The organism is Aminobacter carboxidus (assembly GCF_014863355.1).
Taxonomy (GTDB): Bacteria; Pseudomonadota; Alphaproteobacteria; order Rhizobiales; family Rhizobiaceae; genus Aminobacter; species Aminobacter carboxidus.
In genome coordinates this window covers 339,605-363,016 of the sequence record NZ_JACZEP010000006.1, presented here as the reverse complement: position 1 = coordinate 363,016, position 23,412 = coordinate 339,605, and the positions used below count along the sequence as shown (strand labels likewise).

Annotated in this window: 22 protein-coding genes; 9 read left to right on the top strand and 13 right to left on the bottom strand. The window is 63.9% G+C overall.

The window, feature by feature from the left end; genetic code table 11:
* Positions 1 to 8 precede the first annotated feature (8 nt).
* The 8 genes from IHE39_RS20295 to alr all read right to left on the bottom strand — a co-directional run bounded on the left by IHE39_RS20295 (position 9) and on the right by alr (position 9,008).
* On the bottom strand, positions 9 to 1,079 hold the full coding sequence (locus IHE39_RS20295) for an ABC transporter ATP-binding protein (protein WP_184770143.1): 1,071 nt from the start codon (positions 1,077 to 1,079) through the stop codon (positions 9 to 11).
* A 4-nt stretch (positions 1,080 to 1,083) separates the two neighbouring features.
* Positions 1,084 to 1,932, bottom strand: coding sequence for a carbohydrate ABC transporter permease (locus IHE39_RS20290; protein ID WP_184770144.1), 849 nt, complete (start codon positions 1,930 to 1,932; stop codon positions 1,084 to 1,086).
* Positions 1,932 to 2,855 (bottom strand): carbohydrate ABC transporter permease, encoded by a 924-nt coding sequence (locus IHE39_RS20285; protein WP_192567752.1) that lies wholly within the window; start codon positions 2,853 to 2,855, stop codon positions 1,932 to 1,934. Before IHE39_RS20285 ends, IHE39_RS20290 begins: the two co-directional genes overlap by 1 nt.
* A gap of 174 nt (positions 2,856 to 3,029) precedes the next feature.
* Entirely contained in the window at positions 3,030 to 4,307 is a 1,278-nt protein-coding gene (locus IHE39_RS20280; RefSeq protein ID WP_192567751.1) for an ABC transporter substrate-binding protein, read from the bottom strand.
* Positions 4,308 to 4,336: 29 nt separating this feature from the next.
* Complete coding sequence (locus tag IHE39_RS20275) at positions 4,337 to 5,518, bottom strand: PLP-dependent transferase (protein ID WP_192567750.1); 1,182 nt, start codon at positions 5,516 to 5,518, stop codon at positions 4,337 to 4,339.
* Positions 5,515 to 6,243 (bottom strand): FCD domain-containing protein, encoded by a 729-nt coding sequence (locus IHE39_RS20270; protein ID WP_192567749.1) that lies wholly within the window; start codon positions 6,241 to 6,243, stop codon positions 5,515 to 5,517. Before IHE39_RS20270 ends, IHE39_RS20275 begins: the two co-directional genes overlap by 4 nt.
* Before the next feature lie 362 nt (positions 6,244 to 6,605).
* Complete coding sequence (locus tag IHE39_RS20265) at positions 6,606 to 7,859, bottom strand: D-amino acid dehydrogenase (protein WP_184770149.1); 1,254 nt, start codon at positions 7,857 to 7,859, stop codon at positions 6,606 to 6,608.
* 15 nt (positions 7,860 to 7,874) lie between these two features.
* Entirely contained in the window at positions 7,875 to 9,008 is a 1,134-nt protein-coding gene (gene alr, locus IHE39_RS20260; RefSeq protein WP_184770150.1) for an alanine racemase, read from the bottom strand.
* A 129-nt stretch (positions 9,009 to 9,137) separates the two neighbouring features.
* Between alr and IHE39_RS20255 the strand changes: the two genes are divergently transcribed.
* A complete protein-coding gene (locus tag IHE39_RS20255; protein ID WP_184770151.1) occupies positions 9,138 to 9,602 on the top strand; it encodes an Lrp/AsnC family transcriptional regulator in 465 nt (154 codons plus the stop codon).
* Positions 9,603 to 9,647: 45 nt separating this feature from the next.
* On the opposite strand, the gene IHE39_RS20250 is transcribed toward IHE39_RS20255, so the two are convergent.
* From IHE39_RS20250 to IHE39_RS20240, 3 genes are all read right to left on the bottom strand, one after another.
* Positions 9,648 to 11,081: an NAD-dependent succinate-semialdehyde dehydrogenase gene (locus tag IHE39_RS20250; protein WP_184770152.1), complete on the bottom strand. Its 1,434-nt coding sequence runs from the start codon at positions 11,079 to 11,081 to the stop codon at positions 9,648 to 9,650.
* A gap of 86 nt (positions 11,082 to 11,167) precedes the next feature.
* Complete coding sequence (locus IHE39_RS20245) at positions 11,168 to 12,289, bottom strand: NAD(P)/FAD-dependent oxidoreductase (RefSeq protein ID WP_192567748.1); 1,122 nt, start codon at positions 12,287 to 12,289, stop codon at positions 11,168 to 11,170.
* 2 nt (positions 12,290 to 12,291) lie between these two features.
* Complete coding sequence (locus tag IHE39_RS20240; RefSeq protein WP_192567747.1) at positions 12,292 to 12,978, bottom strand: GntR family transcriptional regulator; 687 nt, start codon at positions 12,976 to 12,978, stop codon at positions 12,292 to 12,294.
* A 255-nt stretch (positions 12,979 to 13,233) separates the two neighbouring features.
* On the opposite strand from IHE39_RS20240, the gene IHE39_RS20235 reads away from it, so the two are divergent.
* On the top strand, positions 13,234 to 14,604 hold the full coding sequence (locus IHE39_RS20235) for an aspartate aminotransferase family protein (protein ID WP_192567746.1): 1,371 nt from the start codon (positions 13,234 to 13,236) through the stop codon (positions 14,602 to 14,604).
* A gap of 708 nt (positions 14,605 to 15,312) precedes the next feature.
* Here IHE39_RS20235 and IHE39_RS20230 read toward each other — a convergent pair.
* Together IHE39_RS20230 and pcaQ are read right to left on the bottom strand one after the other, a co-directional pair.
* Positions 15,313 to 16,065, bottom strand: coding sequence for an SDR family NAD(P)-dependent oxidoreductase (locus IHE39_RS20230; RefSeq protein ID WP_184770156.1), 753 nt, complete (start codon positions 16,063 to 16,065; stop codon positions 15,313 to 15,315).
* A gap of 68 nt (positions 16,066 to 16,133) precedes the next feature.
* Positions 16,134 to 17,051 (bottom strand): pca operon transcription factor PcaQ, encoded by a 918-nt coding sequence (gene pcaQ, locus IHE39_RS20225; protein ID WP_192567745.1) that lies wholly within the window; start codon positions 17,049 to 17,051, stop codon positions 16,134 to 16,136.
* A 95-nt stretch (positions 17,052 to 17,146) separates the two neighbouring features.
* Here pcaQ and pcaD point away from each other — a divergent pair, with 95 nt between their 5' ends.
* The 7 genes from pcaD to IHE39_RS20190 all read left to right on the top strand — a co-directional run bounded on the left by pcaD (position 17,147) and on the right by IHE39_RS20190 (position 23,356).
* On the top strand, positions 17,147 to 17,944 hold the full coding sequence (gene pcaD / locus IHE39_RS20220) for a 3-oxoadipate enol-lactonase (protein ID WP_184770158.1): 798 nt from the start codon (positions 17,147 to 17,149) through the stop codon (positions 17,942 to 17,944).
* A 7-nt stretch (positions 17,945 to 17,951) separates the two neighbouring features.
* Entirely contained in the window at positions 17,952 to 18,356 is a 405-nt protein-coding gene (pcaC, locus tag IHE39_RS20215; RefSeq protein WP_184770159.1) for a 4-carboxymuconolactone decarboxylase, read from the top strand.
* Positions 18,346 to 19,095 (top strand): protocatechuate 3,4-dioxygenase subunit beta, encoded by a 750-nt coding sequence (pcaH, locus tag IHE39_RS20210; RefSeq protein WP_192567744.1) that lies wholly within the window; start codon positions 18,346 to 18,348, stop codon positions 19,093 to 19,095. The genes pcaC and pcaH overlap by 11 nt, the downstream gene beginning before the upstream one ends.
* Positions 19,095 to 19,709 carry a protocatechuate 3,4-dioxygenase subunit alpha gene (gene pcaG, locus IHE39_RS20205; RefSeq protein WP_192567743.1) on the top strand — a complete coding sequence of 205 codons (615 nt, stop codon included), beginning with the start codon at positions 19,095 to 19,097 and terminating at the stop codon, positions 19,707 to 19,709. The genes pcaH and pcaG overlap by 1 nt, the downstream gene beginning before the upstream one ends.
* 9 nt (positions 19,710 to 19,718) lie before the next feature.
* A complete protein-coding gene (locus IHE39_RS20200; RefSeq protein WP_192567742.1) occupies positions 19,719 to 20,783 on the top strand; it encodes a 3-carboxy-cis,cis-muconate cycloisomerase in 1,065 nt (354 codons plus the stop codon).
* An 87-nt stretch (positions 20,784 to 20,870) separates the two neighbouring features.
* A complete protein-coding gene (gene pobA / locus IHE39_RS20195) occupies positions 20,871 to 22,043 on the top strand; it encodes a 4-hydroxybenzoate 3-monooxygenase (RefSeq protein ID WP_192567741.1) in 1,173 nt (390 codons plus the stop codon).
* 140 nt (positions 22,044 to 22,183) lie between these two features.
* Positions 22,184 to 23,356: an ABC transporter substrate-binding protein gene (locus tag IHE39_RS20190; protein ID WP_192567740.1), complete on the top strand. Its 1,173-nt coding sequence runs from the start codon at positions 22,184 to 22,186 to the stop codon at positions 23,354 to 23,356.
* Positions 23,357 to 23,412 lie beyond the last annotated feature (56 nt).

Sequence of the window (23,412 nt, the reverse complement as noted above, 5' to 3'; positions counted from 1 at the left end):
TAGCCACCTTATCCGATGCGCTGGCCGCTCTTCGGATCGAAAACATGCAGGTCGGAGGCCGTTGCCGACAGCCGAACAGTGTCGTCCGGCTTCACCGCGACCCGGCCCATGGCGAAAACGCAGACCTGCTGGTCGGCAAGCTTGGCATAGAACTGCGTCGACAGCCCCAGCGGCTCGACAACCTCGACCTGAACGGAGATGTCGCCATCAGCAGTGACACGCATATGCTCGGGCCTCAGTCCGATGCTCACCTCGTCACCGTCGGCGACCGGCAGGCTCGCCAACATCGGCAGACGTTGGCCATCGGCAAGGACGGCTGCCACATCGCCACCGGTTCGCCTGATGGTAGCGGGCAGGAAATTCATCCCCGGCGAGCCGATGAAACCTGCAACGAACGCGTTGGCGGGACGATCATAGAGGTCGAGCGGCGCGCCAACCTGCTGGACGACGCCATCGTGCATGACGACGATGCGATCGGCCATTGTCATCGCCTCGATCTGGTCGTGGGTGACATAGACCGACGTCGTCTTGAGCTGCTGGTGCAGCGCCTTGATCTCGGTGCGCATGTGCACGCGCAGCTTTGCGTCCAGATTGGACAGCGGCTCGTCGAACAGGAACACCTTGGGGTCGCGCACGATGGCGCGGCCCATGGCGACACGCTGGCGTTGGCCGCCGGAGAGCTGGCGCGGCAGGCGCGCAAGCAATTTGTCGAGCCCGAGCCGGTTCGCCGCACCATTGACCCTGGAGTCGATCGCGTTCTTCTCGGCCTTCCGCAGCGTCAGGCTGAAGCCCATGTTGGAGGCGACGTTCATGTGCGGGTAGAGCGCGTAGGACTGGAACACCATGGCGATGTCGCGGTCCTTGGGAGCGACGTCGTTGACGACGCGTTCGCCGATGCGGATCTCTCCCGCCGACACTTCCTCCAGCCCGGCGATCATCCTGAGCAAGGTAGACTTGCCGCAGCCGGATGGGCCGACAAGCACCACGAACTCGCCGTCTGCGATCTCCAGGTCGACGGCCTGGAGCACGTTGAGCGAGCCGTAATCCTTTTGGACCTTGTTGAGCGTAACCGAAGCCATGGTTTTACCCTTTGACCGCGCCGGCGGTCAGGCCGGTCACGAGATAACGTTGCAGGAAGGCGAAGAAGATGCAGACCGGAATGAGCGCCAGGATCGACGCCGCCATCATCTGCCCCCAGTCGACGGCGAACTTGCCGATGAAGGTGAGCAGGCCGACGGCGAATGTCTTTTGGCCTTCGCTGGAGATCAGCATCAGCGCGAACAGCAGTTCGCTCCAAGCCGCTGTGAAGACGAAGCCGAGCGTGGCACCCATGCCGGGCAGCGTCAGCGGGATGATGATGCGGCGCAGTGCTTCGAAGCGGGTGCAGCCGTCGATCATCGCCGCTTCCTCCAAGTCCTTCGGGATGCCGTCGAAGAACGACTGCATCAGGAAGGTGGCAAAGGCGGTGTTGAAGGCGGTGTAGATGATGATCAGGCCGGTCAGGCTGTTGGTCAGGCCGATCTCGCCCATGATACGGTAGATCGGCGGTATGACCATCACCAGGGGGAAGGTCTGGGTCAGCAGCAGCGCTATCGCCACCGTCGTCTTGCCGCGGAAGGAAAAGCGCGACATGGCGTAGCCGGCACCCGAGGCGATGACGGTCACCAGGATCGCCGTCGTCACCGAAACCAGCACGCTGTTGAAGAAATAGAGCGGAAAGTCGCTGGCCCTGAGCACGGTGGCGTAGTTTTCGAAGGTCGTGGCCGAAGGCCACAGCGTGATGCCTTCGGAATAGAGCAGCGACTGCGGCGTCACCGAGATTTTCAGCGTCCAGTAGATCGGAAACAGCGCGAACACGACATAGGCACCGATCGCACCATAAAGGCCGATGCCGCCGAGCAGGCGCGCGGAAGTCGAACGTCCGGCAATCATCACGAATTCCTCGCAAGCGAGCGGCGGATGCCGATGAGCACGACCGCATAAAGGATGAGCAGCACCAGAAGCAGCACGGCGACGGCCGAGGCGTAGCCCTTGTCCAGCGACTTGAAGGCGCTGACATAGATGTAGGTGGCCACCGTGTTGGTCGACCCGGCTGGGCCGCCCGAGGTCATGACGAAGATCAGGTCGGCGAAGGTCGCGATCCAGATCGTACGCAGCATGACGGTGATGGCGATCGTCGGTGCCAGGAAGGGCAATGTCACCTTGGAAAAGCGCTGCCATGGCGAGGCGCCGTCGATGGCGGCGGCTTCATGCAGTTCGGACGGGATCGATTTCAGCGCCGCCAGCAGCGTGATGGCGAAGAACGGCACGCCGAACCAGACATTGGCGATGATCGGCCCCCACATGGCGATCGACGGATCAGACAGGATGTTGGTCGGCTCCGCCTTCAGCCCGAGCGCATAGAGCCAATGCGGCAAGGGCCCGACTATCGGATTGAACAGCCACGCCCAGGTCAGGCCGGACAGGAACGATGGCACCGCCCAGGGCAGGAAAACCACGGCCTGCACCAGCTTGCGTCCGAAGAATGGACGGTCGAGCAGCAGAGCCAGTCCGAGACCGAGGAAAAACTGGAAGAACAGGCTGCCCACGGTCCACCACAAAGTGTTGTACAGCGCCTGCCCAAGCAGCGGGTCGGAGAACATGGCCTGGTACTGGCCGAGGCCGACATACTCCGACTTGAAGGCCGAAAACTTGCGGAACGAATAGCTGATGCCGACGATGAGGGGCACCAGCAGAACCGTCATCAGCAGGATCAGCGCCGGGCCGAGATAGAGCCACGGTTCGAGGCTTGGCAGCGCGGAGCGCCTGCGTCCCAAATCAGGGGAGGATCTTAATGCGGTGACTGCTGTGGTCATGGCGATTGCTTTCGACATGGCGAAAAAATAGCCCCCTCGCGCCCAGCCTCGTCTCCAAGGGGAGAAAGGGCTTGGCGGCGATGCCGGCATGACCGCGTGTCGGTCGGCGAGGGGGCAGCAAGGGAGCCCTGACAGACAGGGCATGGTTGGCGGGACATCGCCCCGCCATGGCCATTACTTCTTGTTTTTGGCCATCCAGTCTTGCTGTTCCTTGGTCAGGAACGCCGACCATTCATCGGCGATCTCCTTGGCCGTACGCTGGCCAAGCAGCACTTCCTGGAAGTTCTTGACCGAGACCTGGTCATAGAAGTTGCCGAGGTTTTCGAGATGCACCGGCGGCGTCACGAACTCGAACTTGTCCGGGTTGCTCAACTCGTCGAACCAGCCCTTGAACTGCTCGGTCTTGAAGTGTGGGTCGTCGGCAGCGCTGGTGTGGATGGGCAGCACGCCCACTTCTTTGGCCCAGCCGATGTTGTTTGCCGGCGAAAGCAGGCTCGACATCAGCTTCCAGGCGTCTTCCTTGACATCCGAGTTGGCGAACATCGACCAGCCGGCATAGCCGAGCGTCGGATAGGACTTGCCTGACGGTCCGGTCGGCATCGGCGCAACGGCGAAGTCGTCCGGGCTCATCTTCTCGGCAATGCCGATCAGCGCGTCCGGATCCTGGTCGAGCATCGCGCAGGTGCCGGAGTAGAAGCCGGTTACGATCTCGTTGAAGCCCCAGCTGACGCTGTCCTTGGGGGCGTAGCCATTCTTGTAGATCTCGGCCAGCATCTCGAGGCCCTTGACCGATCCTTCCTCGTTGAGGGTCGCCGTACCGTCTTCCTTGAAATAGCCGCCCTTGCCGTTGGCGATGTTCATGAACATCTGCACGCCGTTGAAGCCGCCGGGGCCGCCGCGCAGGCAGTAGCCGTACTTGCCGTTGATCGCCGAGATCTTCTTGTTGGCGTCCATGAACTCGTCGAGCGTCGTCGGCGCGTGGTCGAGTCCGGCTTCCTTGAACAGCTTCTTGTTCCAGAACATGGCGCGCAGATAGTAGCCGTAGGGCAGCATGTACTGCTTGCCGTCGACCACCGAACCGAACTGCTTGGCGCGGTCGCCAAGCGTCGCGGCGTCGCCCCACTTGGCCATGTAAGGAGTGAGATCTTCGAGCTGGCCGTTGGTGCCGTAGAGGCCGAGCCAGCGTTCGGGCATTTCGACGATGTCAGGGGTATCGCCGGCCTGCACCATGGTCAGGAACTTTTCGAAGGCCTGACCCCAGGGCAGCGAGACCAACTCGACCTTGACGCCAGGGTTGGCCGTTTCGAACTCGGCGATCTGCTTCTTCAGGAATTCGGTACGCGGCGGGCTGGTGATGACCTCGACCATCTTGATGGTGGAATCCGCGAGCGCCGATCCCGCCGACAGGGCAAGGCCTATGGCCGTTGCGAACAAAAGGCTATTTTTCCTCATTCCAGTCACTCCCATTCTTGGATTTGAAGTTATTTTCTTTTTGCTTCCTCGAAGGCGCGACTGACGTCGGCCCAGAGATCCTCCACATTTTCCAGCCCGACATTCAGCCTGATGGTCCGCGGGCTGACCTCGAACCGGCCTATGGAATTGGCATCCGGCGTCTGCTGCAGCGAGGCGAGCGCCGGCACTACGAGGCTTTCATGCCCGCCCCAGCTGACGCCGATGCGGAACAGCTTCAGCGCATCGGTGAAGGCCGGCACGTCGATGTCGTCGGTCACCTCGAAGGAAAACAGCCCGGAATAGCCAGCGAGCGTTTTCTTGCCCGGATGGTTGGAGAAGGCGGGATGGTTGACGCGCTCGACATGGGCATGGCCCTTGAGCCGCTCGGCGATGGTTAGCGCGCTCTTCATGTGGTGCGGTAGCCTGAGCGGCAATGTGCGCAGGCCGCGCAGCAAGAGCCAGGCCTCGAACGGCGACAGCTTGGCGCCGAGATAGGGATAGGTGCGCTCGTTGATGCGGCGGATGTGCTCGGCCGATCCGGCAACGACGCCGGCAACCGTGTCGCTGTGGCCGCCAAGATATTTCGAGGCCGAATGCATGACGAGGTCGACGCCATGCAGGATCGGCTTCTGGAACAGCGGCGTTGCCCAGGAATTGTCGATGACGCTGACGATACCGCGCGCCCGCGCCATGGCCGTCAGCACCTCCAGGTCCTGCAGCTCGAACATCATCGAGGTCGGGCTTTCGAGATAAAGCATCGCCGCGCCGGGCAGGGCCGTGGCTACCGCGTCGGGATCGGAGCCGTCGACATAGTCGACCTTGATGCCGAGATGCGGCAAAAGGCGCTCGAACAGGCGGTAGGCGTCGCCATAGCAGTTGCGGACGGCGACGATGCGCTCGCCCGCGCCGACAAAGGCCAGCACCGTTGAGCTGATAGCCGCCATGCCGCTGGAAAAGCCGCGCGCCGCTTCCGCCCCTTCGAGCGCGGCAATCTTGTTTTCGAACTCCATGACGGTCGGGTTGTTGCCGCGCGAATAGATCGGCTTGGTGCTGCGGCCGGCAAAGACGTCGGCCATGTCGGCATAGCTGTCGAAGGTGAACAGCGAGGTCTGGTAGATCGGCGGAACCACCGCACCACCGGGAAACGGCTCGTCATGGGCGAGAAGGGTTGCTGCCTCGGCAATGAAATCCCGCTCGAAGTCGTTGCTCATCTGTTGCCTGCGCGTTTGAGATTGGCGTCGCCGCGGCGAAGGTCGGCCTCGACGGTGGCGATCAGCTTCAGGGCCTCGCTGCGCGCGCCTTCTGCGTCGCGCGCAGCGATCCGTTCGTAGATCGTACGGTGGTAGGGAAAGCTGGCGTGGCCGAAGTCGCGCACGCCGAGCGGATGCTCCCAGAACCGGTGGAACAGCTCGTGCATCGCCGAGATGATCTGCTCGAACAGCGGGTTGCCGGACACCCGGTAGATCGCCTGGTGGAAGTCCCAATCCTCGTCGGACGACATGCCGGCGCGGGCATGGAAGGCTTCTTCCATCGTCTCGAGCTTCTGGCGGATGAGTTCCAGTTCGGCCGGACCGGCGCGCAGGGCGCACAAAGCCGCCGCCTCCGCCTCGAGCCCGCGGCGGATTTCCAGCGTGTGCATCAGGCTGCCGAAGTCGTTGCCAGACGCGAATGTCAGCGGCAGGTGCAGCATGTCGCGCGACACCGCTGCCTTGAGATAGGTGCCGCTGCCCTGGCGGCGCTCGACGAGGCCAAGCCCCTCCCAGCGCGTCAGCGCCTCGCGCACAGTGGTGCGGCTGACCTTCAGCCGCTCGGACAGGACACGCTCCGTCGGCAGCCGGTCGCCGGGCTTGAGGTCCTCCTGCATGACGAAATCCGCCAGCACGTTGAGCACCGCATCGTCGCGCGCCGTGGCTTGAAGGGGAGGTAGATCGAACACGCCAGCATTTCCAATTGGTACAATGGTCCAACCAATTTCTGCATGGACGGTTTCGACTGTCAACCGCAAATGTCAGGAAAGTTCAGGAGGGCTTGGCTACGTCGTCGCCATTGGCAGCGGCCGCAAGGCATCCGGCGAAACCGGATGTGGTGTTGGAATGAACGCTTGAGGCAGTTGCAGCCGGCTTGTCGCAGTTTCGACTTCGTTGGTGTTCTCAGGGCTTTGCGGGCAATTCAATGCGCAACAGGCCGCTCTCCGAGGTCGGAGGGCCGCCTGTTGCGGCAGGTCAGATGGCGGGACGGTGACACGGGGTCATAGCGCCCGGAAGGCGTGACTTGGCGCCCAGCCTGCGCTGGTCGGCCTCAGGCGTAGCGCGACAGCGCCAGGTCCGACACGTCGATCTCGGGGCGGACGCCGCCGATCATGTCGGCCAGCACGCGGCCCGAGCCGCAGGCCATGGTCCAGCCCAGCGTGCCGTGGCCGGTGTTGAGGTAGAGGTTGTCGAACTTGGTGCGCCCGATGACCGGAGTACCATCCGGCGTCATCGGCCTGAGGCCGCTCCAGAAGGTGGCGCGGCTCTGGTCGGCGGCACCACCGAACAAATCCTCGACCGAGAACTGCAGCGTTGCCTTGCGCGAGGCCGACAGGTCGGTGTTGAAGCCGGCGATCTCGGCCATGCCGCCGACGCGGATGCGGTCGCCGAGGCGGGTGATGGCGATCTTGTAGGTGTCGTCCATGATCGTCGACACCGGCGCCTTGGATTCGTCGACGATCGGCACGGTGATCGAGTAGCCCTTGACAGGATAGACCGGCACGGTGAGGCCGAGCGGCTTGACGAAGGACGGCGTGAAGCTGCCGAGCGCGCCAACGAAGGTGTCGGCCTCGACCTCGCCTTCGGAGGTGCGGACGGCGACGATGCGCTTGCCTTCGAGGCGCAGGCTTTCGAGCTTCACATTGTAGCGGAATTCGACGCCGAGGCCCTCGGCGAGCTTGGCCAGTTCGTTGGTGAACTTGAAGCAGTCGCCGGTCTCGTCATTGGGCAGGCGCAGGCCGCCGGCGATCCTGTCGCGCACCGGCGCCAGGCCCGGTTCCGCGCCGACGCAGCCGGCAGGATCGAGCACCTCATAAGGCACGCCGTCGCTCTGCAGCACCTCGATGTCCTTGGCCATGCCGTCGAGCTGCTTCTGGTAGCGGAACAGCTGCAGCGTGCCCTGGGTGCGGTGGTCGTACTGGATGCCGGTGTCGTCGCGCAGCGAAATCAGCTGGTCGCGGCTGTATTCGGCGAGGCGCACCATGCGGCTCTTGTTGAGCGCATAGCGGGCCGAGGTGCAGTTGCGCAGCATCGCCGTGACCCAGCGCCAGGTCGAGATGTCGAGCATCGGCTGGATGATCAGCGGCGCGTGTTTCATGAACAGCCACTTCATCGCCTTCTGCGGGATGCCGGGCGCGGCCCAGGGCGAGGCATAGCCGGGCGAGATCTCGCCGGCATTGGCAAAGCTGGTTTCCAGCGCCGGGCCGGCCTGGCGGTCGAGCACGGTCACCTTGTGACCTGCCTTGGCCAGGTAGTAGGCCGAGGTGACGCCGATGACACCGGCACCGAGAATGACTATGCGCATGATTGCCCCTGTGGTTTAGCGCGCTGCCGGGCTCAGGTAACGGCGTCTGTAGCGCCGGCCCAGGCTGGTCAGGATTTCGTAGGAAATGGTGCCGGCATCCAACGCGATCGCTTCGAGCGTCTGGTGCGGGCCGATGAGTTCGACCATGTCGCCGAGCTTCAGCGTTCCGGCTGGCAAGGCGGTGACGTCGAGGATGATGCTGTCCATCGAGACGCGCCCGACGATCGGCAGGCGCACGTCGCCCAGGTAGGCGGCGCCCGCATTGCTGAGATGGCGCGGCAGGCCGTCGGCATAACCGGCGGCGATGGTGGCAAGCCGCATCTCCGACCTGACGACGAAGCTGGCGCCATAGCCGACCTCCGCGCCCGCTTGCACGGTGCGGGTCTGGACGACGCCGACTTCGAGCCGCACCACCTGGCGCATCGGATTGTCGTGGCCTCCCAGCGGCGCGCCGCCGTAAAGCGCGATGCCGGGGCGGGCCACGTCGCCGCGAAAGTCGTCGCCGAGGAAGATGCCGGCCGAATTGGCGAAGGACAGCTTTGCCTCGGGGAAGCGAGCACGCACCGCCCGCATGCGTTCGAGCTGGCGGGCGTTGGCGTCATGGGCCGGCTCATCGCCGCAGGCGAGATGGCTCATCACGATGTCGATATGAATGCCGTCGAGGCGATGCGCTTCGGCAAGCAGCGTTTCGAGTTCACGCGGCTCGAGCCCGAGCCGCGACATGCCGGTGTCGGCCTGAAGCGCTGCCGGCAGCGTGGTGTTGCGCGCCCTGGCGGTGGCCGACCAGTTGGCGACCTGTTCGAGCGAGTTCAGCACCGGCACCACGCCGAGGTTGGCGCAGTCAGCCTCGCTGCCCGGCATCAGGCCGTTGAGAACCAGGATGCGGGCATCAACGGGCAAGTGCGGCTTCAGCCTGACCGCTTCGATGAAATGGGCGACGAAGAAGTCGCGGCAACCGGCCTCGTAGAGTGCTGGCGCGACCTCGGCCACGCCGAGCCCGTAGGCATCGGCCTTGACCACGGCGGCGGTCTTTTCGGGCGCATTGCGCTGGCTCAACTGCTGGTAGTTCTCCACCAGCGCGCCGAGATCGATGGTCAGTACGCCGCAAGCCGCACGGCCCTCGATGTCGCTTTGCACGTCCATTGTCATCTCGGAAACTGTCCTCGCCTTCTCCAAAGAATACCGCAATGATCGGCGAAAATCTTGCCAATGTGATGACGATCGTGCGAACTGGTGGCGGATGGCGCAATTTTATGCGCCTTTTTGAAAGGAAATGCGATGTCCTCTTTGGACGCCATCGACCGCGGCATCATCCGGGCGTTGCGTGCCAATGCGCGCGTCAGCAATGCCAGCCTGGCGGCCGAGGTCGGCCTGTCGCCGTCGGCTTGTCTCCGGCGGGTGCAACTGCTGGAGCAGGAAGGGGTGATCAGGGGCTACACCGCGATCATCGGTAACGCCGCCGCCGACGAAGGCATCGCCGTCATCGTCCAGATCACGCTGGAGCGACAGACCGAGGAGTATTTCAACCGCTTCGAGCTAGCGGTGCGGCGCTACCCTGAAATCAAGGAGTGCTACCTGATGACCGGCGACTCCGACTATTTCCTGCGCGTCGAGGTGGCCAGTGCCGGCGATTTCGAGCGCGTGCACAAGGAAATCCTGTCGGCCCTGCCGGGGCTCGCGCGCATCCATTCGAGCTTTTCGATCCGCAACATCCTGCAGTCGAAGCGTCCGAAGACGTCTTGAAGAAAAAGCCGGCGCCCATGTGATGCGCCGGCTTTGTTGTCAGTGTCAGACGGCCGCGTGGGTCACGAACTTGGTGACCAGATAGGCTTCGAGCGCTTCGGTGCCGCCTTCCGAGCCGTAGCCGCTGTCCTTGACGCCGCCGAACGGCGTCTCGGGCAATGCAAGGCCGAGATGGTTGATCGTCAGCATGCCGGTTTCGATCTCGGCGCCTAGGTCGGTCACCGTCTTGTTCGACTTGGTGAAGGCATAGGCCGCAAGCCCATAGGGCAGGCGGTTGGCCTCGGTCACGACGTCCTCGAACGTCTTGAACGGCATCACCAGCGCGACGGGGCCGAACGGCTCCTCGTTCATGATGCGCATGTCGGTGCGTACGCCCGACAGCACCGTCGGCTCGAAATACGAGCCCTTGTTGCCGATGCGCTTGCCACCGGTCTCGAGCTTGGCGCCGTCGGCCACCGCCTCGTTGATCAGCTTCTCGACGGCTTCCAGCCGGCGTTCATTGACCAGCGGGCCCATGCGGCTGCTCGCCTCCAGGCCGTCGCCGACCTTCACCGACTTGGCGTAGTCGACGAACTTGCCAAGGAAGCGGTCGTGGGAGCCTTCCTGGACCAGGAAGCGTGTCGGCGACACGCAGACCTGGCCGCCGTTGCGGAATTTCGAGGCGGCAAGCGTTGCCGCCGCCTGGTCGATGTCGGCGTCGTCGAACACCATCGCCGGGGCATGGCCGCCAAGCTCCATCGTCGCACGCTTCATGTGGGTGCCGGCGAGGGCCGCGAGATGTTTGCCAACCGGCACCGAGCCGGTGAACGAGACCTTGCGGATGACTGGATGCGGCACGAGGTAGCCGGAGATTTCGGGCGGGTTGCCATAGACGAGGTTGAGCACACCATCGGGCAGGCCGGCATCCTTGAACACGTCGGCGAGGCAGGCCGGCGCCGCCGGTGTTTCTTCCGGCGGCTTGACGATGATCGAGCAGCCGGTGGCAAGAGCTGCGCCGATCTTGCGCGCCGCCTGCGATATCGGGAAGTTCCACGGCGTGAACGCCGCCACCGGGCCGACCGGTTCCTTGACGACGATCTGCTGGATGCCGGGCGCGCGGGCCGGAATGACGCGGCCATAGGTACGGCGGCCTTCCTCGGCGAACCAGTCGAACAGATCAGCCGAGGACAGGACCTCCATCTTGGCTTCGCCGACCGGCTTGCCCTGTTCCTGCGTCAAAAGCGCGGCGATGGCATCGGCGCGTTCGCGCAACAGGTCTGCGGCGCGGCGCAGCACCTTGGAGCGGTCGTAAGGCGACACCTTGCGCCAGATCTTGAAGCCACGGTCGGCGGCGGCGAGCGCACGGTCGAGGTCGCCCTTGCCGGCCGAGGCGACCTTGCCGATCACCTCGTTGGTGGCGGGATTGTAGACGTCGATGGTCTTGCCGCCTTCGGCAGCCGTCCATTTGCCGTCGATGAACAATTTCACTTCGGGGTACATGCGGTGTCCTTGCTGGGTCGTTTGTATGCGGGTGTAATTTGGGTCGGCGTCGTCGCCGGGCGGCGGATCACGCCTTGAATGGTTCGTTAGACATAGGTTCGCTTCAGCTTCTCTGTCACCAGTTCGGCGATCGCCAGCGACGAGGTCAGCCCCGGGCTTTCAATGCCGAACAGGTTGACCAGTCCGGCAACGCCGTGGACATCAGGGCCCTGGATGACGAAATCGGCCGCCGGCTCGCCGGGTCCGGCAAGCTTGGGGCGTATGCCGCTATAGGTCGGGCTCAAGCTGTCGTCGGCGAGGCCGGGCCAATATCTGCGGATCTCGCCATAGAAGTGGTTCGCCCGTCGCGGGTCGACGCGGTAGTCCTTGGTCTCGATCCACTCGACGTCGGGGCCGAAGCGCATGCCGCCATTGAGATCGAGCGTCAGGTGCACACCGAGACCGCCCGGCTCCGGCACCGGGTAGATCAGCCGGGAGAAGGCCGGCTTGCCAGTGACCGAGAAGTAGTTGCCACGCGCCATCAGAAGCTTTGGCACGAATCGCCGGTCGAGGCCCGCGAAGCTTGCTGCCAAGGCGTTGGCGCCGAGACCTGCGGCATTGACGAAATGGCGGGCGGCGATCTCGTAATTAGTGTCGCTCGACGTGTCCCGCGTCTGCAACACGAAACGGCCGGCTTCGATCCGCCCCGACAAGATTTCGGTGTTGAGGCCGAGGAAGGCGCCGTGCGCCTCGGCCTCGCCAAGCAGCGACAGCATCAGCGCATGGCTGTCGATAATGCCGGTCGACGGCGACAGAACTGCGGCGTGGCAGGCAAGCGACGGCTCCAGCGCCTGCGCCGCGGCGGCGTCGAGCAATACGAGGTCGTCGACGCCGTTGGCCCGCGCCTTGTCGATAATGCCCTTCAGTGTCGGCACCTGTTCTGCCAGCGTTGCCACGATCAGCTTGCCGCAGCGCTTGTGCGGGATGTTGCGCTCGGCGGCGTAGGCGTAAAGCCGGTCGCGGCCGGTCACGCACAGCTCAGCCTTCAGGCTGTCCTGGGGATAATAGATGCCGGCGTGGATCACCTCGGAGTTACGCGAGCTGGTTTCGGTGCCGATGGCATCTGCCGCCTCCAGGACGATTGTCTCCATGCCAAGCCGGCTCAGCTCGCGCGCCACGGCAAGGCCGATGACGCCGGCACCGGCAATGATGCAGTCGACCGTCTCCATGGTCAGGCAGCGCCCCCGGCCGGCTTCAGTGCAGCAAGCTGCTCTATGATTGCCGAACTCGCGCCCCTGATGTCGTCGACGATGGCGCGTTCGGCCCTGTCGGCGTCGCGAGCCTCGATAGCGGCCAGCAGAACATGATGATGGTCGATCATCGCTCGTCCGCCATGCTGGTAAGACGCCGCGATCATCGGCCCCATCTGCAGCCACAGCCGGTTGAGGATGCCGCGCAGCACGGTCATGCTGGCGATCTCTGCCAGCGCGAAATGGAAGGTCTGGTTGAGCTCCAGTGCTGTCGGCCAGTCTCCTGACGCGATCGCCCTTTCGTTCCCCACAATCAGATCGCGCAGCCTGGTGATGTCCTTGGCCTCGGCCTTCAGCGCCGCCTCGCGTGCGGCCAACCCTTCGAGCTTCATTCTGATCTGGCGGATTTCGAGATAGCGCTCCAGCGTCATGACCGGCACGCGCACTTCGCGCGCCGACTTCTGCACCAGCGCCTCGTCCTGGATCAGGCGCAGGATGGCATCGCGCACGGGCGTCACCGATGTGCCCAGCGACTGCGCCAGATCGCGGATGGTCAGCCGGGCATCGGGCGCGAAGCGTCCCTTGATCAGCGCGTCCGACAGCTGGCCGTAGACAATCTCGCCGAGATTATCGTGCTCAACCATCTGCAAGCTGAAACCCTCGTTCATAGGTCCATTGTCCAGTCTCGGTTGCCGCCCGGTTTCAGGCGGCCGTGTGCCCCTTTGTCGGTGCGGGGCAGGTGCGGCGCGCTTGCCTTGTCTGGCCTGCAGCTGTCGCCCCTCTGGCCCTTGACATTGGTCCACGTGAAAAACATGATGCATCAAACAACAATTTGCGAATTTTGCAAGCGGTCGCTGACAGCCGTCGCAAGATCGACGACATCGTCGCCCTGCCGGCGACGCTCCATCCAATGAGGAACGACAATGGACAGCCAGCCCAATTCGCCTGAGGCGCGCGACAAGAAATTCCACATGCACGCCTACACCAATGCCCGCCGCCACCAGGAGGTCGGGCCGCTGATCATCGAAAAAGGCGATGGCATCTATGTCGAGGACATCTCGGGCAAGCGCTACATCGAGGCGATGGCCGGGCTGTGGAGCGTCGGCGTCGGCTTCTCGGAAAAGCGCCTTGTCGATGCCGCCACAAGGCAGATGTCCAAGCTGCCCTACTACCACAGCTTCACCCACAAGGGCCATTCGCCACTGATCGACCTGGCCGAGAAGCTGGTGACCATGGCGCCGGTGCCGATGAGCAAGGCGTTCTTCACCAACTCCGGATCCGAGGCCAACGACACGGCCATGAAGATGATCTGGTTCCGCTCCAATGCGCTCGGCCAGCCTGAGCGCAAGAAGATCATCTCGCGCAAGCGCGCCTATCATGGCGTCACCATCGCCTCGGCCAGCCTCACCGGCCTGCCCAACAACCATTTGTCCTTCGACCTGCCGATCGCCAACGTGCTGCACACCTCGTCGCCGCACCACTGGCGCGAGGCACAGCCGGGCGAAACCGAACAGCAGTTCTCGACCCGCCTGGCCGATGATCTGGAAAAGCTGATCCTCGCTGAAGGCCCCGAGACCATCGCCGCCATGTTCGGCGAGCCGGTCATGGGTGCTGGCGGCGTCGTCGTGCCGCCGGCCGGCTACTGGGAGAAGATCCAGGCGGTACTCAGGAAGTACGACATCCTGCTTGTCGCCGACGAGGTCATCTGCGGCTTCGGCCGCACCGGCAACATGTTTGGCTCAGAGACCTATGCCATGACCCCCGACATCATGGTCATGTCGAAGCAGATATCGTCGTCCTACCTGCCGATCTCGGCGCTGATGATCAACGACAAGGTGTTCGAGCCGATCGCCGACGAGAGCAACCGCATCGGCACCTTCGGCCATGGCTTCACCGCCGGCGGCCATCCTGTCGCTGCCGCCGTGGCGCTCGAAAATCTCAAGATCATCGAGGAGCGCAACCTGGTCGCCAATGCCCGCGAGGTCGGCGCCCACATGCAGAAGCGCCTGGCCAAGCTTGCCTCGCACGATCTCGTCGGCGAGGTCCGTGGCGTGGCCCTCATCGGCGCCATGGAGCTGGTCACCGACAAGGCAACCAAGGCGCCTTGGGGTTCCGTCGGCGCGCTCGGCGGCCTCGTCAACGGCATCCTGCAGCAGAATGGCATCATCTCCCGCAACATGGGCGATGCGCTGGCCTTCTGCCCGCCGCTGATCATCAACGACAAGCAGGTCGACGAGATCTTCGACGCTGTCGAGAAGTCGCTCGACGAAGCGGCGAAGCAGGTCATGGCCTGATTCCAGCGCGTCGGATCAAACAAAAAGCCCGCCATCCGGCGGGCTTTTTCATTTGGGGTATGGCGCCATACCTTTTCCCCTTGTGAGAAAAGGTGGCCCGGTGCGAAGACCGATGAGGGGTGTCGGCCAGAGTGCCATGTGGCCAAGGCACGCGATGCCTATGAGTACCGCGGTCGGCGACAAAGACAGCGTCTCCGCAACGAACGCTGTGAGTCTTGGCGGGGTGTTGGTGTCCCTGTGCGGTACGTCGAAACACAAGGCTAGCATTGCACCGCGTCGGACTCACATGCGCCACGGCATGGATTTCCGACACTCTCCGCTCGTTTCACTCGCTCACGAGGTCGGGAATGACGACCTCATGGGCCAGTTTGGCCAACTCGAATGTTGGACCGGTGCAGGCGGCAAGCATGGCAATGTTGGCTGCTAGCGCAGCCATTGAAGTTGTCTGCAACGCTGGTAGTTGGCGAAGGCGCCAATTCAGTCCGTCATTCCCGACCTCGTGAGCGAGTGAAACGAGCGGAGAGTGTCGGGAATCCATGCCGTGACGCAGGCGACGTCTGAAACGTACAATGCCACGCCTATGCGCACGGGCGTGCATCCTAACTTGCCTGGCCTTCGACGGCTAAGCCTCCCCCACCCCAGGGGACATGAGCAACCCAGGTCCGCAGGAGCGGCACCTTCTCCACAAGGGGAGAAGGGAGGGCACCTTCACACGTGCTGGCCGCCATTGATGTGGATTTCGGAGCCGGTGACGTAGGACGCTTGCTCCGAACACAGGAAATAGATGATGTCGGCGACTTCCGATGTCAGGCCGAGGCGGCGCATCGGGATCGTCTCGACGATCTTGTCGGTGCCCGGCGACAGGATCGCCGTGTCGATCTCGCCAGGCGCGATCGCGTTGACGCGGATGCCGTGCGGACCGAAGTCGGCGGCCATTTCGCGGGTCAGCGCGCCGAGTGCCGCCTTCGACGTCGCATAAGCCGTGCCGGCGAAGGGGTGGACGCGGGTTCCGGCGATCGAGGTCACGTTGACAACCGAGCCCTTGGCCGCCGCCAGTTCCTTGAACAAGCCGCGCGCCAGCATGATCGGTGCCAGGAAATTGACCTGGAACACGTCGCGCCAGACATGCATCGGCGTGTCGATCGAGTTCATGCGGCCGCCGCCCTTGTGCTTGGGCGAGATCCCGGCGTTGTTGACCAGCGCATGCAGCAGCCCGCCTTCCTTTTCCAGCCGCTGGCGGATTTCGGACACGGCGGAGCCGACGTCGCCCTGGTCGGCGAGATCGATCTTGATGTGGTCTTCAGGCCCTTGCGGCCACGGGCAGTTTTCGGAGAACGCCTGGCGCGAGCAGGTGATGACGCGCCAGCCTTCGCGCGAAAAGCGCTTCACCGTCGCATGGCCGATGCCGCGGCTGGCTCCGGTCAAAACGATCGTCTTTCGCCCTTCGGTGGTCTCGGCCATCACATCCTCATTTCAAGCTTATAGCGTATGTAGCGGATGCACCTTGCCATTGCGAGGGGGCGCGGCTCTCAGCCGCGCTCGGCAGCCGCCTCTCGGATGGTCTTGAGCAGGATCGAAAACGCCGCCGAGGGCTGCGTGTCGGTGCGCATTGTCAGTCCCACCGGCCCGCGCGTTTCGCTCGTGTCCACCGGCAACATCTTCAGCGTTCCGGCCTTGATCTCGTCGCTGACCACACCATGCGAGATGATCCATATCGCATCGCTCTGACGCACGAAGGCGCGGCCGAATGCGTCCGACACGGTCTCGATCTCGGTCGGGATCGAGGCCACGCCATTGGTGATGAAGAAGCGCTCGACGAAGGGCCGGATGATCGAGCCGCGCGTCGGCATCAGAAGCGGGAACTCGCCCAGCCGCTCGAACACGTCGGTGTCACCCTTGAGCAGCGGGTGGCCGGCGCGGACGACGAACACCACCTGTTCTGAATAGAGGTGCTCGAAGAAGAAACCGGTCATCTTTTCGGGCGCGGCGAGGCGGCCGACGACGATGTCGAGTTCGCCGAGCCTGAGCTGTTCCAGCAGCACGGCGTTCTCGCCGGTGACGATCTTGATGGTGGCACCGGTATTCTCACCAAGGAACAGGCTCATGGCGCGTGGCATGATATGCGCGGAGACCGTCGGCAGCGCGCCGATGCGGATCGGCGGCCCGCTTTCGGCGCGCGCATTGGCGACCGAATCGATGCCCTGGCGCAGCGCGGTGATCGCCACGCCGGCATGCTGCATGAAGATTTCGCCCGAGCGCGTGATCTTGATGCCGCGGCCATCGCGTTCGAACACGCTGACGCCGAGCGCCTCTTCCAGTTCGCGGATCGTCTTGGTCACTGCCGGCTGGCTGACATTGAGCAGCCCGGCCGCCTTGACCACGCTTTTCTGGCGCGCGACTTCTAGGAAGGTCTGGAGATGGCGGAACCTGACACGGCTTTCGATCATAGGCTTTTCATAACCGTGGAGTTAAGAGAAGGCCACAAAATATCATTTTACCAAACCAAACATCTCATTCACTGTCATTGCGAGGAGAATTTCGAGTGCAGTTTATCGACATCGGCGGCGTCACGCTGCACCACCAGCTCATCGGCGGGCCCGCGGACAAGCCGGTCTTCGTCTTCGTCAATTCGCTCGGCACCGATTTCCGCATCTGGCGTGATGTCATCGTCCGCATTGCCGGCGACTTTCCCATCGTCACCTACGACAAGCGCGGCCATGGCCTGTCGGATATCGGCGCCTCTCCCTATTCGATCGAGGATCACGTCGGTGATCTCGTTGGCCTGCTCGATCACCTCAACGTCAAGGGCGCCATCGTCTGTGGCCTGTCGGTCGGCGGGCTCGTCGCGCAGGGGCTGTATGCCAGGCGTCCCGATCTGGTCAGTGCGCTCATCCTCTGCGACACCGCCAACAAGATCGGCACCGCCGAGCTGTGGAACGCCCGCATCGCCGCTGTCGAAAAGGATGGCATCGCTGCGATCACCGACACCATCCTCGAACGCTGGTTCACGCCCGAGTTCCATGCACAGCGCAAGGCCGACCTGACAGGCTACCGCAACATGGTGGAGCGCCAGCCGCTCGCCGGCTACGCCGGCACCTGCGCGGCACTGCGCGATGCCGATTATACCGAAGCCGCCAAGGTGATCGCGGTTCCCACGCTCTGCGTCGTCGGCGACCAGGACGGCTCGACCCCGCCGGCGGTGGTGCGCGCCTTGGCCGACCTCATCCCCGGCTCGCGCTTCAAGATCATCGACGGCGCCGGTCATATCCCTTGCGTCGAAAAGCCCGACGAGCTCGTCGCCCTGATCAAGCGCTTCGTTGCCCGCCTTCCACTGGAGTGAACTGACAATGAATGCGACCGCTTCGGCCAGATATCGCGAAGGTCTCGCCGTCCGACGTCAGGTGCTCGGCGACGCCCATGTCGACCGCGCCGAAGCGGCCGCGACCGATTTCGACCGGCCGTTCCAGGAGCTGATCACCGAATCGGCATGGGGCACGGTCTGGGCGCGGCCGACCTGGAGCAAGCGCGAGCGTTCGATGGTCACGCTGGCGCTGCTGGCAGCGCTCGGCCACGACGAGGAGGTGGCGATGCATGTGCGCGCCACAGCCAACACCGGGGCATCGCGCGACGACATCTGCGAGACCTTCCTGCATGTCGCGATCTATGCCGGCGTGCCGGCGGCGAACCGTGCCATCAAGATCGCCAAGCAGGTTTTCGCCGACATGGATGCGGGCAATTCCGATGAGCGCTGAGACCAAGCATCCCCCCGAGATCGGCGCTTTCTTCCAGCGTGACCGCTCCTGGCACCCGCGGGGCCTCACGCCTGACTACAAGACCTCGGTGCTGCGCTCGCCTGAGAAGGCGCTGCTGTCGCTCGACAACACCATTTCCGAAATCACCGGTCCGGTCTTCGGTCACGGCATTCTGGGCGCGCTCGATAACGACCTGATCCACAATTTCGCCAAGCCGGGCGAAAGTGCCATCGGTGAGCGCATCATCGTTTATGGCCGCGTGCTCGATGAGCGCGGCAACGGCGTGCCGGGCGCTCTGCTGGAGTTCTGGCAGGCCAATGCCGGCGGGCGCTATCGCCACAAGAAGGAGGGTTACATCGCCGCCCTCGATCCCAATTTCGGCGGCTGCGGCCGCACCATTACCGACGAGGACGGCGCTTACGCCTTCCGCACCATCCGCCCGGGCGCCTACCCCTGGCCGAACGGTGTCAACGACTGGCGCCCGGCCCACATCCATTTCTCGGTTTTCGGCCACGGCTTCGCCCAGCGCCTGATCACCCAGATGTATTTCGAGGGCGACCCGATGATCTGGCAGTGCCCGATCGTGCGGACCATTCCAGACAAGGCTGCGGTCGAAATGCTGGTTGCGGCGCTCGACATGCAGGCAACGATCCCGATGGATGCGCGCGCCTACAAGTTCGACATCGTGCTGCGTGGCCGCCGTTCCTCGGTGTTCGAAAACCGCCTGGAGGGCAACTGATGGTCCAGTCGCTCAACCGGCTCAAGGAAAGCCCCTCGCAGACCGCCGGTCCTTACGTCCATATCGGCCTGACGCCGAACTTCTCTGGCATTTCGGGCGTTATCGCCAGGGATCTCGGCGACGAGATGGTCAACGACAAGACCCTGGGCGAGCGCATTGGCATCCGCGCCCGCGTGCTCGACGGCACCGGCACGCCACTCAAGGATGCGCTGGTCGAGATCTGGCAGGCAGACAGCGCCGGCCTCTACAACTCGCCGACCGAAATCCGGGGGACCGCCGATCCCAACTTCACCGGCTGGGGCCGCAAGGCCACCGACATGACGACAGGCGAATGTCTGTTCCAATCGATCAAGCCGGGCCGCGTGCCTTACAAGCCCGGCGTGCTGATGGCGCCGCATGTCAGCTTCTGGATCGTCGCCCGCGGCATCAATCTTGGGCTCAACACACGCATGTATTTTGCCGACGAAGAAGCTGCCAATGCCGAGGATCCGGTGCTCGCCCGCATCGAGCATCGTGTCCGCGTGCCGACCCTGATCGCCGAGCGGCAAGGCGATGCCTACGTCTTCGACATCCATCTCCAGGGCGAAAAGGAAACGGTGTTCTTCGACATCTGATCACATCCCATGACCGTATCGCCCTTCGATCATCCGTTCCTTTCCGGCCTGCTGGCAGACGCCGAGACAGCGCGCCAGTTCTCCGCCGATGCGGAGATTGCGGCGATGCTCGCCTTCGAGCGTGCGCTGGCCGAGGCCGAGGCCGACGCGGGCGTGATCGGCCTGGAGGCTGCGGCTGCCATCGCTGCCGCCATCACCTCGTTCAGGCCCGACATGGGGGCACTCGGTGCAGCCGTTGCCCGCGATGGCGTCGTCGTGCCCGATCTGGTGCGCCAACTGCGTGGTGCGGTCGGCGAGCCCCATGGCGACAAGGTCCATTTCGGCGCCACCAGCCAGGATGTCATCGACACGGCACTGGTGCTGCGGCTGAAGCCGGTGGTCGAGCGTCTCGACGCTCTGCTCGCCGATGTAGTCGCAAGGCTTGATGTGCTCCAAACCCGTTTCGGCACCCGCCCGTTGATAGGGCGCACCCGCATGCAGGCGGCGATCCCGATCACTGTTTCCGACCGCGTCTCGTCCTGGCTTGCGCCGCTGCAGCGTCATCGCGCCCGGCTGGCGGCGATCCGCCCCGAACTTCTCGTCGTCCAGTTCGGCGGTGCCGCCGGCACGCTGGAAAAGCTGGGCGACAAGGCAGCGGCGGTGCGCGGGTCGCTGGCGCAAAGGCTCGGTCTTGGCGACGCGCCGCAATGGCACAGCCAGCGCGACCGTCTCGCCGATTTCGCCGGGCTTCTGTCGCTCGTCACCGGCAGCCTCGGCAAGTTCGGCCAGGATGTCGCCCTGATGGCGCAGGACGGCTCGGAAATTGCGCTCGTTGGCGGAGGCGGCTCGTCGGCGATGCCGCACAAGCAGAACCCGGTCGCGGCCGAGGTGCTTGTCACGCTCGCTTGTTTCAATGCGACGCAGCTGTCGGGCATGCACCACGCGCTGGTGCACGAACAGGAGCGTTCGGGCGCTGCGTGGACGCTGGAATGGCTGCTCCTGCCGCAGATGGTTGTGGCGGCTGCGGCGTCGCTCGGGCAAGCGGCGTCGCTCGCCGGCCAGATAGAAAGCATAGGCGCGCGGCAAGACAAATAGCCGGCGGCGCAATCAACCAGACGCCTGGAGCGCTGGCAGCACGATGCTGGCGTTCGAACTCGGGCCGTGCCGGTAGAAGGACGTAAGATGCGTACACAAGTGGTCATCATCGGCTCCGGGCCATCGGGCCTTCTGCTCGGACAACTGCTCGCCAACAGCGGCATCGACAATGTCATTCTTGAGCGTGTCGACCGCGACTACGTGCTTGGCCGTGTCCGTGCCGGCGTGCTCGAACAAGGCATGGTCGACCTGCTCGACGAGGCTGGCGCCGGCGCCCGCATGCGTGCCGAGGGCCTGCCGCATGAGGGCATCTCGCTCGCGTTCGACAACCGGCTGCATCGCATCGACCTTACCGAGCTGACCGGTGGCAAGCGCGTCACCGTCTACGGCCAGACCGAGGTGACCCACGACCTGATGGATAAGCGCGCTGCCGATGGCCTGACCAATATCTACGACGCCAAGAATGTAATGCCGCACGCCTTCGACAGCGACGCGCCTTACGTCACCTATGAGAAGGACGGTACTACCCATCGCATCGATTGCGATTTCATCGCCGGCTGCGACGGTTTCCATGGCGTCAGCCGCAGGTCAGCACCCGAAGGCGCGATCAAGACCTACGAGCGCGCTTACCCGTTCGGCTGGCTCGGCATCCTGGCAGAAGTGCCGCCGGCCGATCACGAGCTGATCTACGCCAACCATCCCAGGGGTTTTGCGCTGTGCTCGATGCGCTCGACCCATCGCAGCCGCTACTACGTGCAGTGCCCGCTCGACGATCATGTCGAGGGCTGGAGCGACGACCGCTTCTGGGACGAGCTGCGCCGCCGCCTGCCGCCGGAGGCCGCCGAGCGCGTCGTTACCGGCCCGTCCTTCGAGAAGTCGATCGCCCCGTTGCGCTCCTTCGTCGCCGAGCCGATGCGCTTTGGTCGCTTGTTCCTCGTCGGCGATGCCGCCCACATCGTGCCGCCCACCGGCGCCAAGGGCCTCAACCTCGCCGCCAGCGACGTGCGCTATCTCTACTGGGGCCTGCGCGAGTTCTATCAGGACAAGTCGCGGGCCGGCATCGACACCTATTCGGCACGCGCACTTTCACGCGTCTGGAAGGCGGTCCGGTTCTCCTGGTGGATGACCACCATGCTGCACCGTTTCCGCGACACCGACGATTTTGGCCAGCGCATCCAGGAGGCCGAACTCGACTATCTCGTGCACTCCCAGGCCGCTTCCGCCGCGCTTGCGGAGAATTATGTCGGGCTGCCCTATTAGCAGAATTGCATACCCGTCAGGTTATGGTTTGCTCGATTCTTTTCATTTTACATTACCGTTTCGAGCATGACACTTGGCGGCACAGGAGATACCGGGACCAGCATGTTCGACAGTGTGGACCCGTTCATAGGGAGGAAAAATTGAAGACGTCCATTCTGGCCGCACTCGCGGTCCTCGCGCTTTCCAGCACCGCTTTCGCCGATACCATCAAGGTCGGTGTCGTCGGTCCGTTCTCCGGCCCATTCGCCATCCAGGGCAAGAATTTCAAGGCCGGCATCGACGCCTGGATGGCGCTCAACGGCGCCAAGGTCGGCGACGACGACATCGAGATCGTCTACCGCGACCTGCCAGCTGCCGACCCGGCCCAGTCCAAGGCGCTGGCCCAGGAACTGGTGGTCAAGGAAGGCGTGCAGTATCTCGCCGGCTTCTACTTCACCCCTGACGCCATGGCCGTCACCCCGCTGCTCGAGCAGGCCAACGTGCCGCTGGTCGTCATGAACGCCGCCACTTCGGCGATCGTCACCAAGAGCCCACTGGTCGTGCGCACCTCCTTCACCACCTGGCAGACTTCAGCGCCGATGGCCAAGGTCGCCAAGGAGCGCGGTGTCAAGAAGGTCATCACTGTCGTCTCCGACTACGGCCCGGGCGTCGATTCCGAAAACGCCTTCAAGACCACCTTCACCGCTGAAGGTGGCGAGGTCGTCGATTCCATCCGCATGCCGCTGTCGACGAACGACTTCAGCCCGATCATGCAGCGGGTCAAGGATTCCGGTGCCGATGCCGTCTTCGCCTTCCTGCCGTCGGGGCCGACGACGCTCGGCTTCGTCAAGGCCTACAACGAGAACGGCCTGGCCAAGGCCGGCGTGCAGTTCCTCGCCCCTGGCGACTTGACACAGGAATCCGACCTGCCGGCACTCGGCGACGCGGCCGCCGGCCTGCTGACCACCTTCCACTACGCCGTCTCGCACGACTCGGCCGAAAACAAGACATTCGTCGAAGCCGCGCGCAAGGCGATCGGCAACCCGGCCGAACTGTCGTTCCCTTCGGTCGGCGCTTATGACGGCATGCATGTCATCTACAAGATGATCGAGGCGACCAGCGGCAAACAGGATGCCCAGAAGGCCGTCGATGCGGTCAAGGGTCTCGCCTGGGAGAGCCCGCGCGGCCCGGTCTCGATCGATGCCGAAAGCCGCCATATCACGCAGAACATCTATCTGCGCGAAGTCGCCAAGGCCGAGGACGGTTCCTACTACAACAAGGAAATCGCGACCTTCGAGAAGCAGGGCGACCCCGGCCTTGCCGCCTTGAAGTAACAGCGTTACGCCAACGACAGGGCCCGGATGCCAAAAGCGTCCGGGCTGCTGCTGGA

Bases quoted from the DNA above. Each gene is read 5' to 3' on its own strand.
- IHE39_RS20295 (WP_184770143.1), bottom strand. From the start codon at position 1,079: ATGGCTTCGGTTACGCTCAACAAGGTCCAAAAGGATTACGGCTCGCTC.
- IHE39_RS20290 (WP_184770144.1), bottom strand. From the start codon at position 1,932: ATGATTGCCGGACGTTCGACTTCCGCGCGCCTGCTCGGCGGCATCGGC.
- IHE39_RS20285 (WP_192567752.1), bottom strand. From the start codon at position 2,855: ATGACCACAGCAGTCACCGCATTAAGATCCTCCCCTGATTTGGGACGC.
- IHE39_RS20280 (WP_192567751.1), bottom strand. From the start codon at position 4,307: ATGAGGAAAAATAGCCTTTTGTTCGCAACGGCCATAGGCCTTGCCCTG.
- IHE39_RS20275 (WP_192567750.1), bottom strand. From the start codon at position 5,518: ATGAGCAACGACTTCGAGCGGGATTTCATTGCCGAGGCAGCAACCCTT.
- IHE39_RS20265 (WP_184770149.1), bottom strand. From the start codon at position 7,859: ATGCGCATAGTCATTCTCGGTGCCGGTGTCATCGGCGTCACCTCGGCC.
- alr (WP_184770150.1), bottom strand. From the start codon at position 9,008: ATGACAATGGACGTGCAAAGCGACATCGAGGGCCGTGCGGCTTGCGGC.
- IHE39_RS20255 (WP_184770151.1), top strand. From the start codon at position 9,138: ATGTCCTCTTTGGACGCCATCGACCGCGGCATCATCCGGGCGTTGCGT.
- IHE39_RS20250 (WP_184770152.1), bottom strand. From the start codon at position 11,081: ATGTACCCCGAAGTGAAATTGTTCATCGACGGCAAATGGACGGCTGCC.
- IHE39_RS20245 (WP_192567748.1), bottom strand. From the start codon at position 12,289: ATGGAGACGGTCGACTGCATCATTGCCGGTGCCGGCGTCATCGGCCTT.
- IHE39_RS20240 (WP_192567747.1), bottom strand. From the start codon at position 12,978: ATGAACGAGGGTTTCAGCTTGCAGATGGTTGAGCACGATAATCTCGGC.
- IHE39_RS20235 (WP_192567746.1), top strand. From the start codon at position 13,234: ATGGACAGCCAGCCCAATTCGCCTGAGGCGCGCGACAAGAAATTCCAC.
- IHE39_RS20230 (WP_184770156.1), bottom strand. From the start codon at position 16,065: ATGGCCGAGACCACCGAAGGGCGAAAGACGATCGTTTTGACCGGAGCC.
- pcaQ (WP_192567745.1), bottom strand. From the start codon at position 17,051: ATGATCGAAAGCCGTGTCAGGTTCCGCCATCTCCAGACCTTCCTAGAA.
- pcaC (WP_184770159.1), top strand. From the start codon at position 17,952: ATGAATGCGACCGCTTCGGCCAGATATCGCGAAGGTCTCGCCGTCCGA.
- pcaH (WP_192567744.1), top strand. From the start codon at position 18,346: ATGAGCGCTGAGACCAAGCATCCCCCCGAGATCGGCGCTTTCTTCCAG.
- pcaG (WP_192567743.1), top strand. From the start codon at position 19,095: ATGGTCCAGTCGCTCAACCGGCTCAAGGAAAGCCCCTCGCAGACCGCC.
- IHE39_RS20200 (WP_192567742.1), top strand. From the start codon at position 19,719: ATGACCGTATCGCCCTTCGATCATCCGTTCCTTTCCGGCCTGCTGGCA.
- pobA (WP_192567741.1), top strand. From the start codon at position 20,871: ATGCGTACACAAGTGGTCATCATCGGCTCCGGGCCATCGGGCCTTCTG.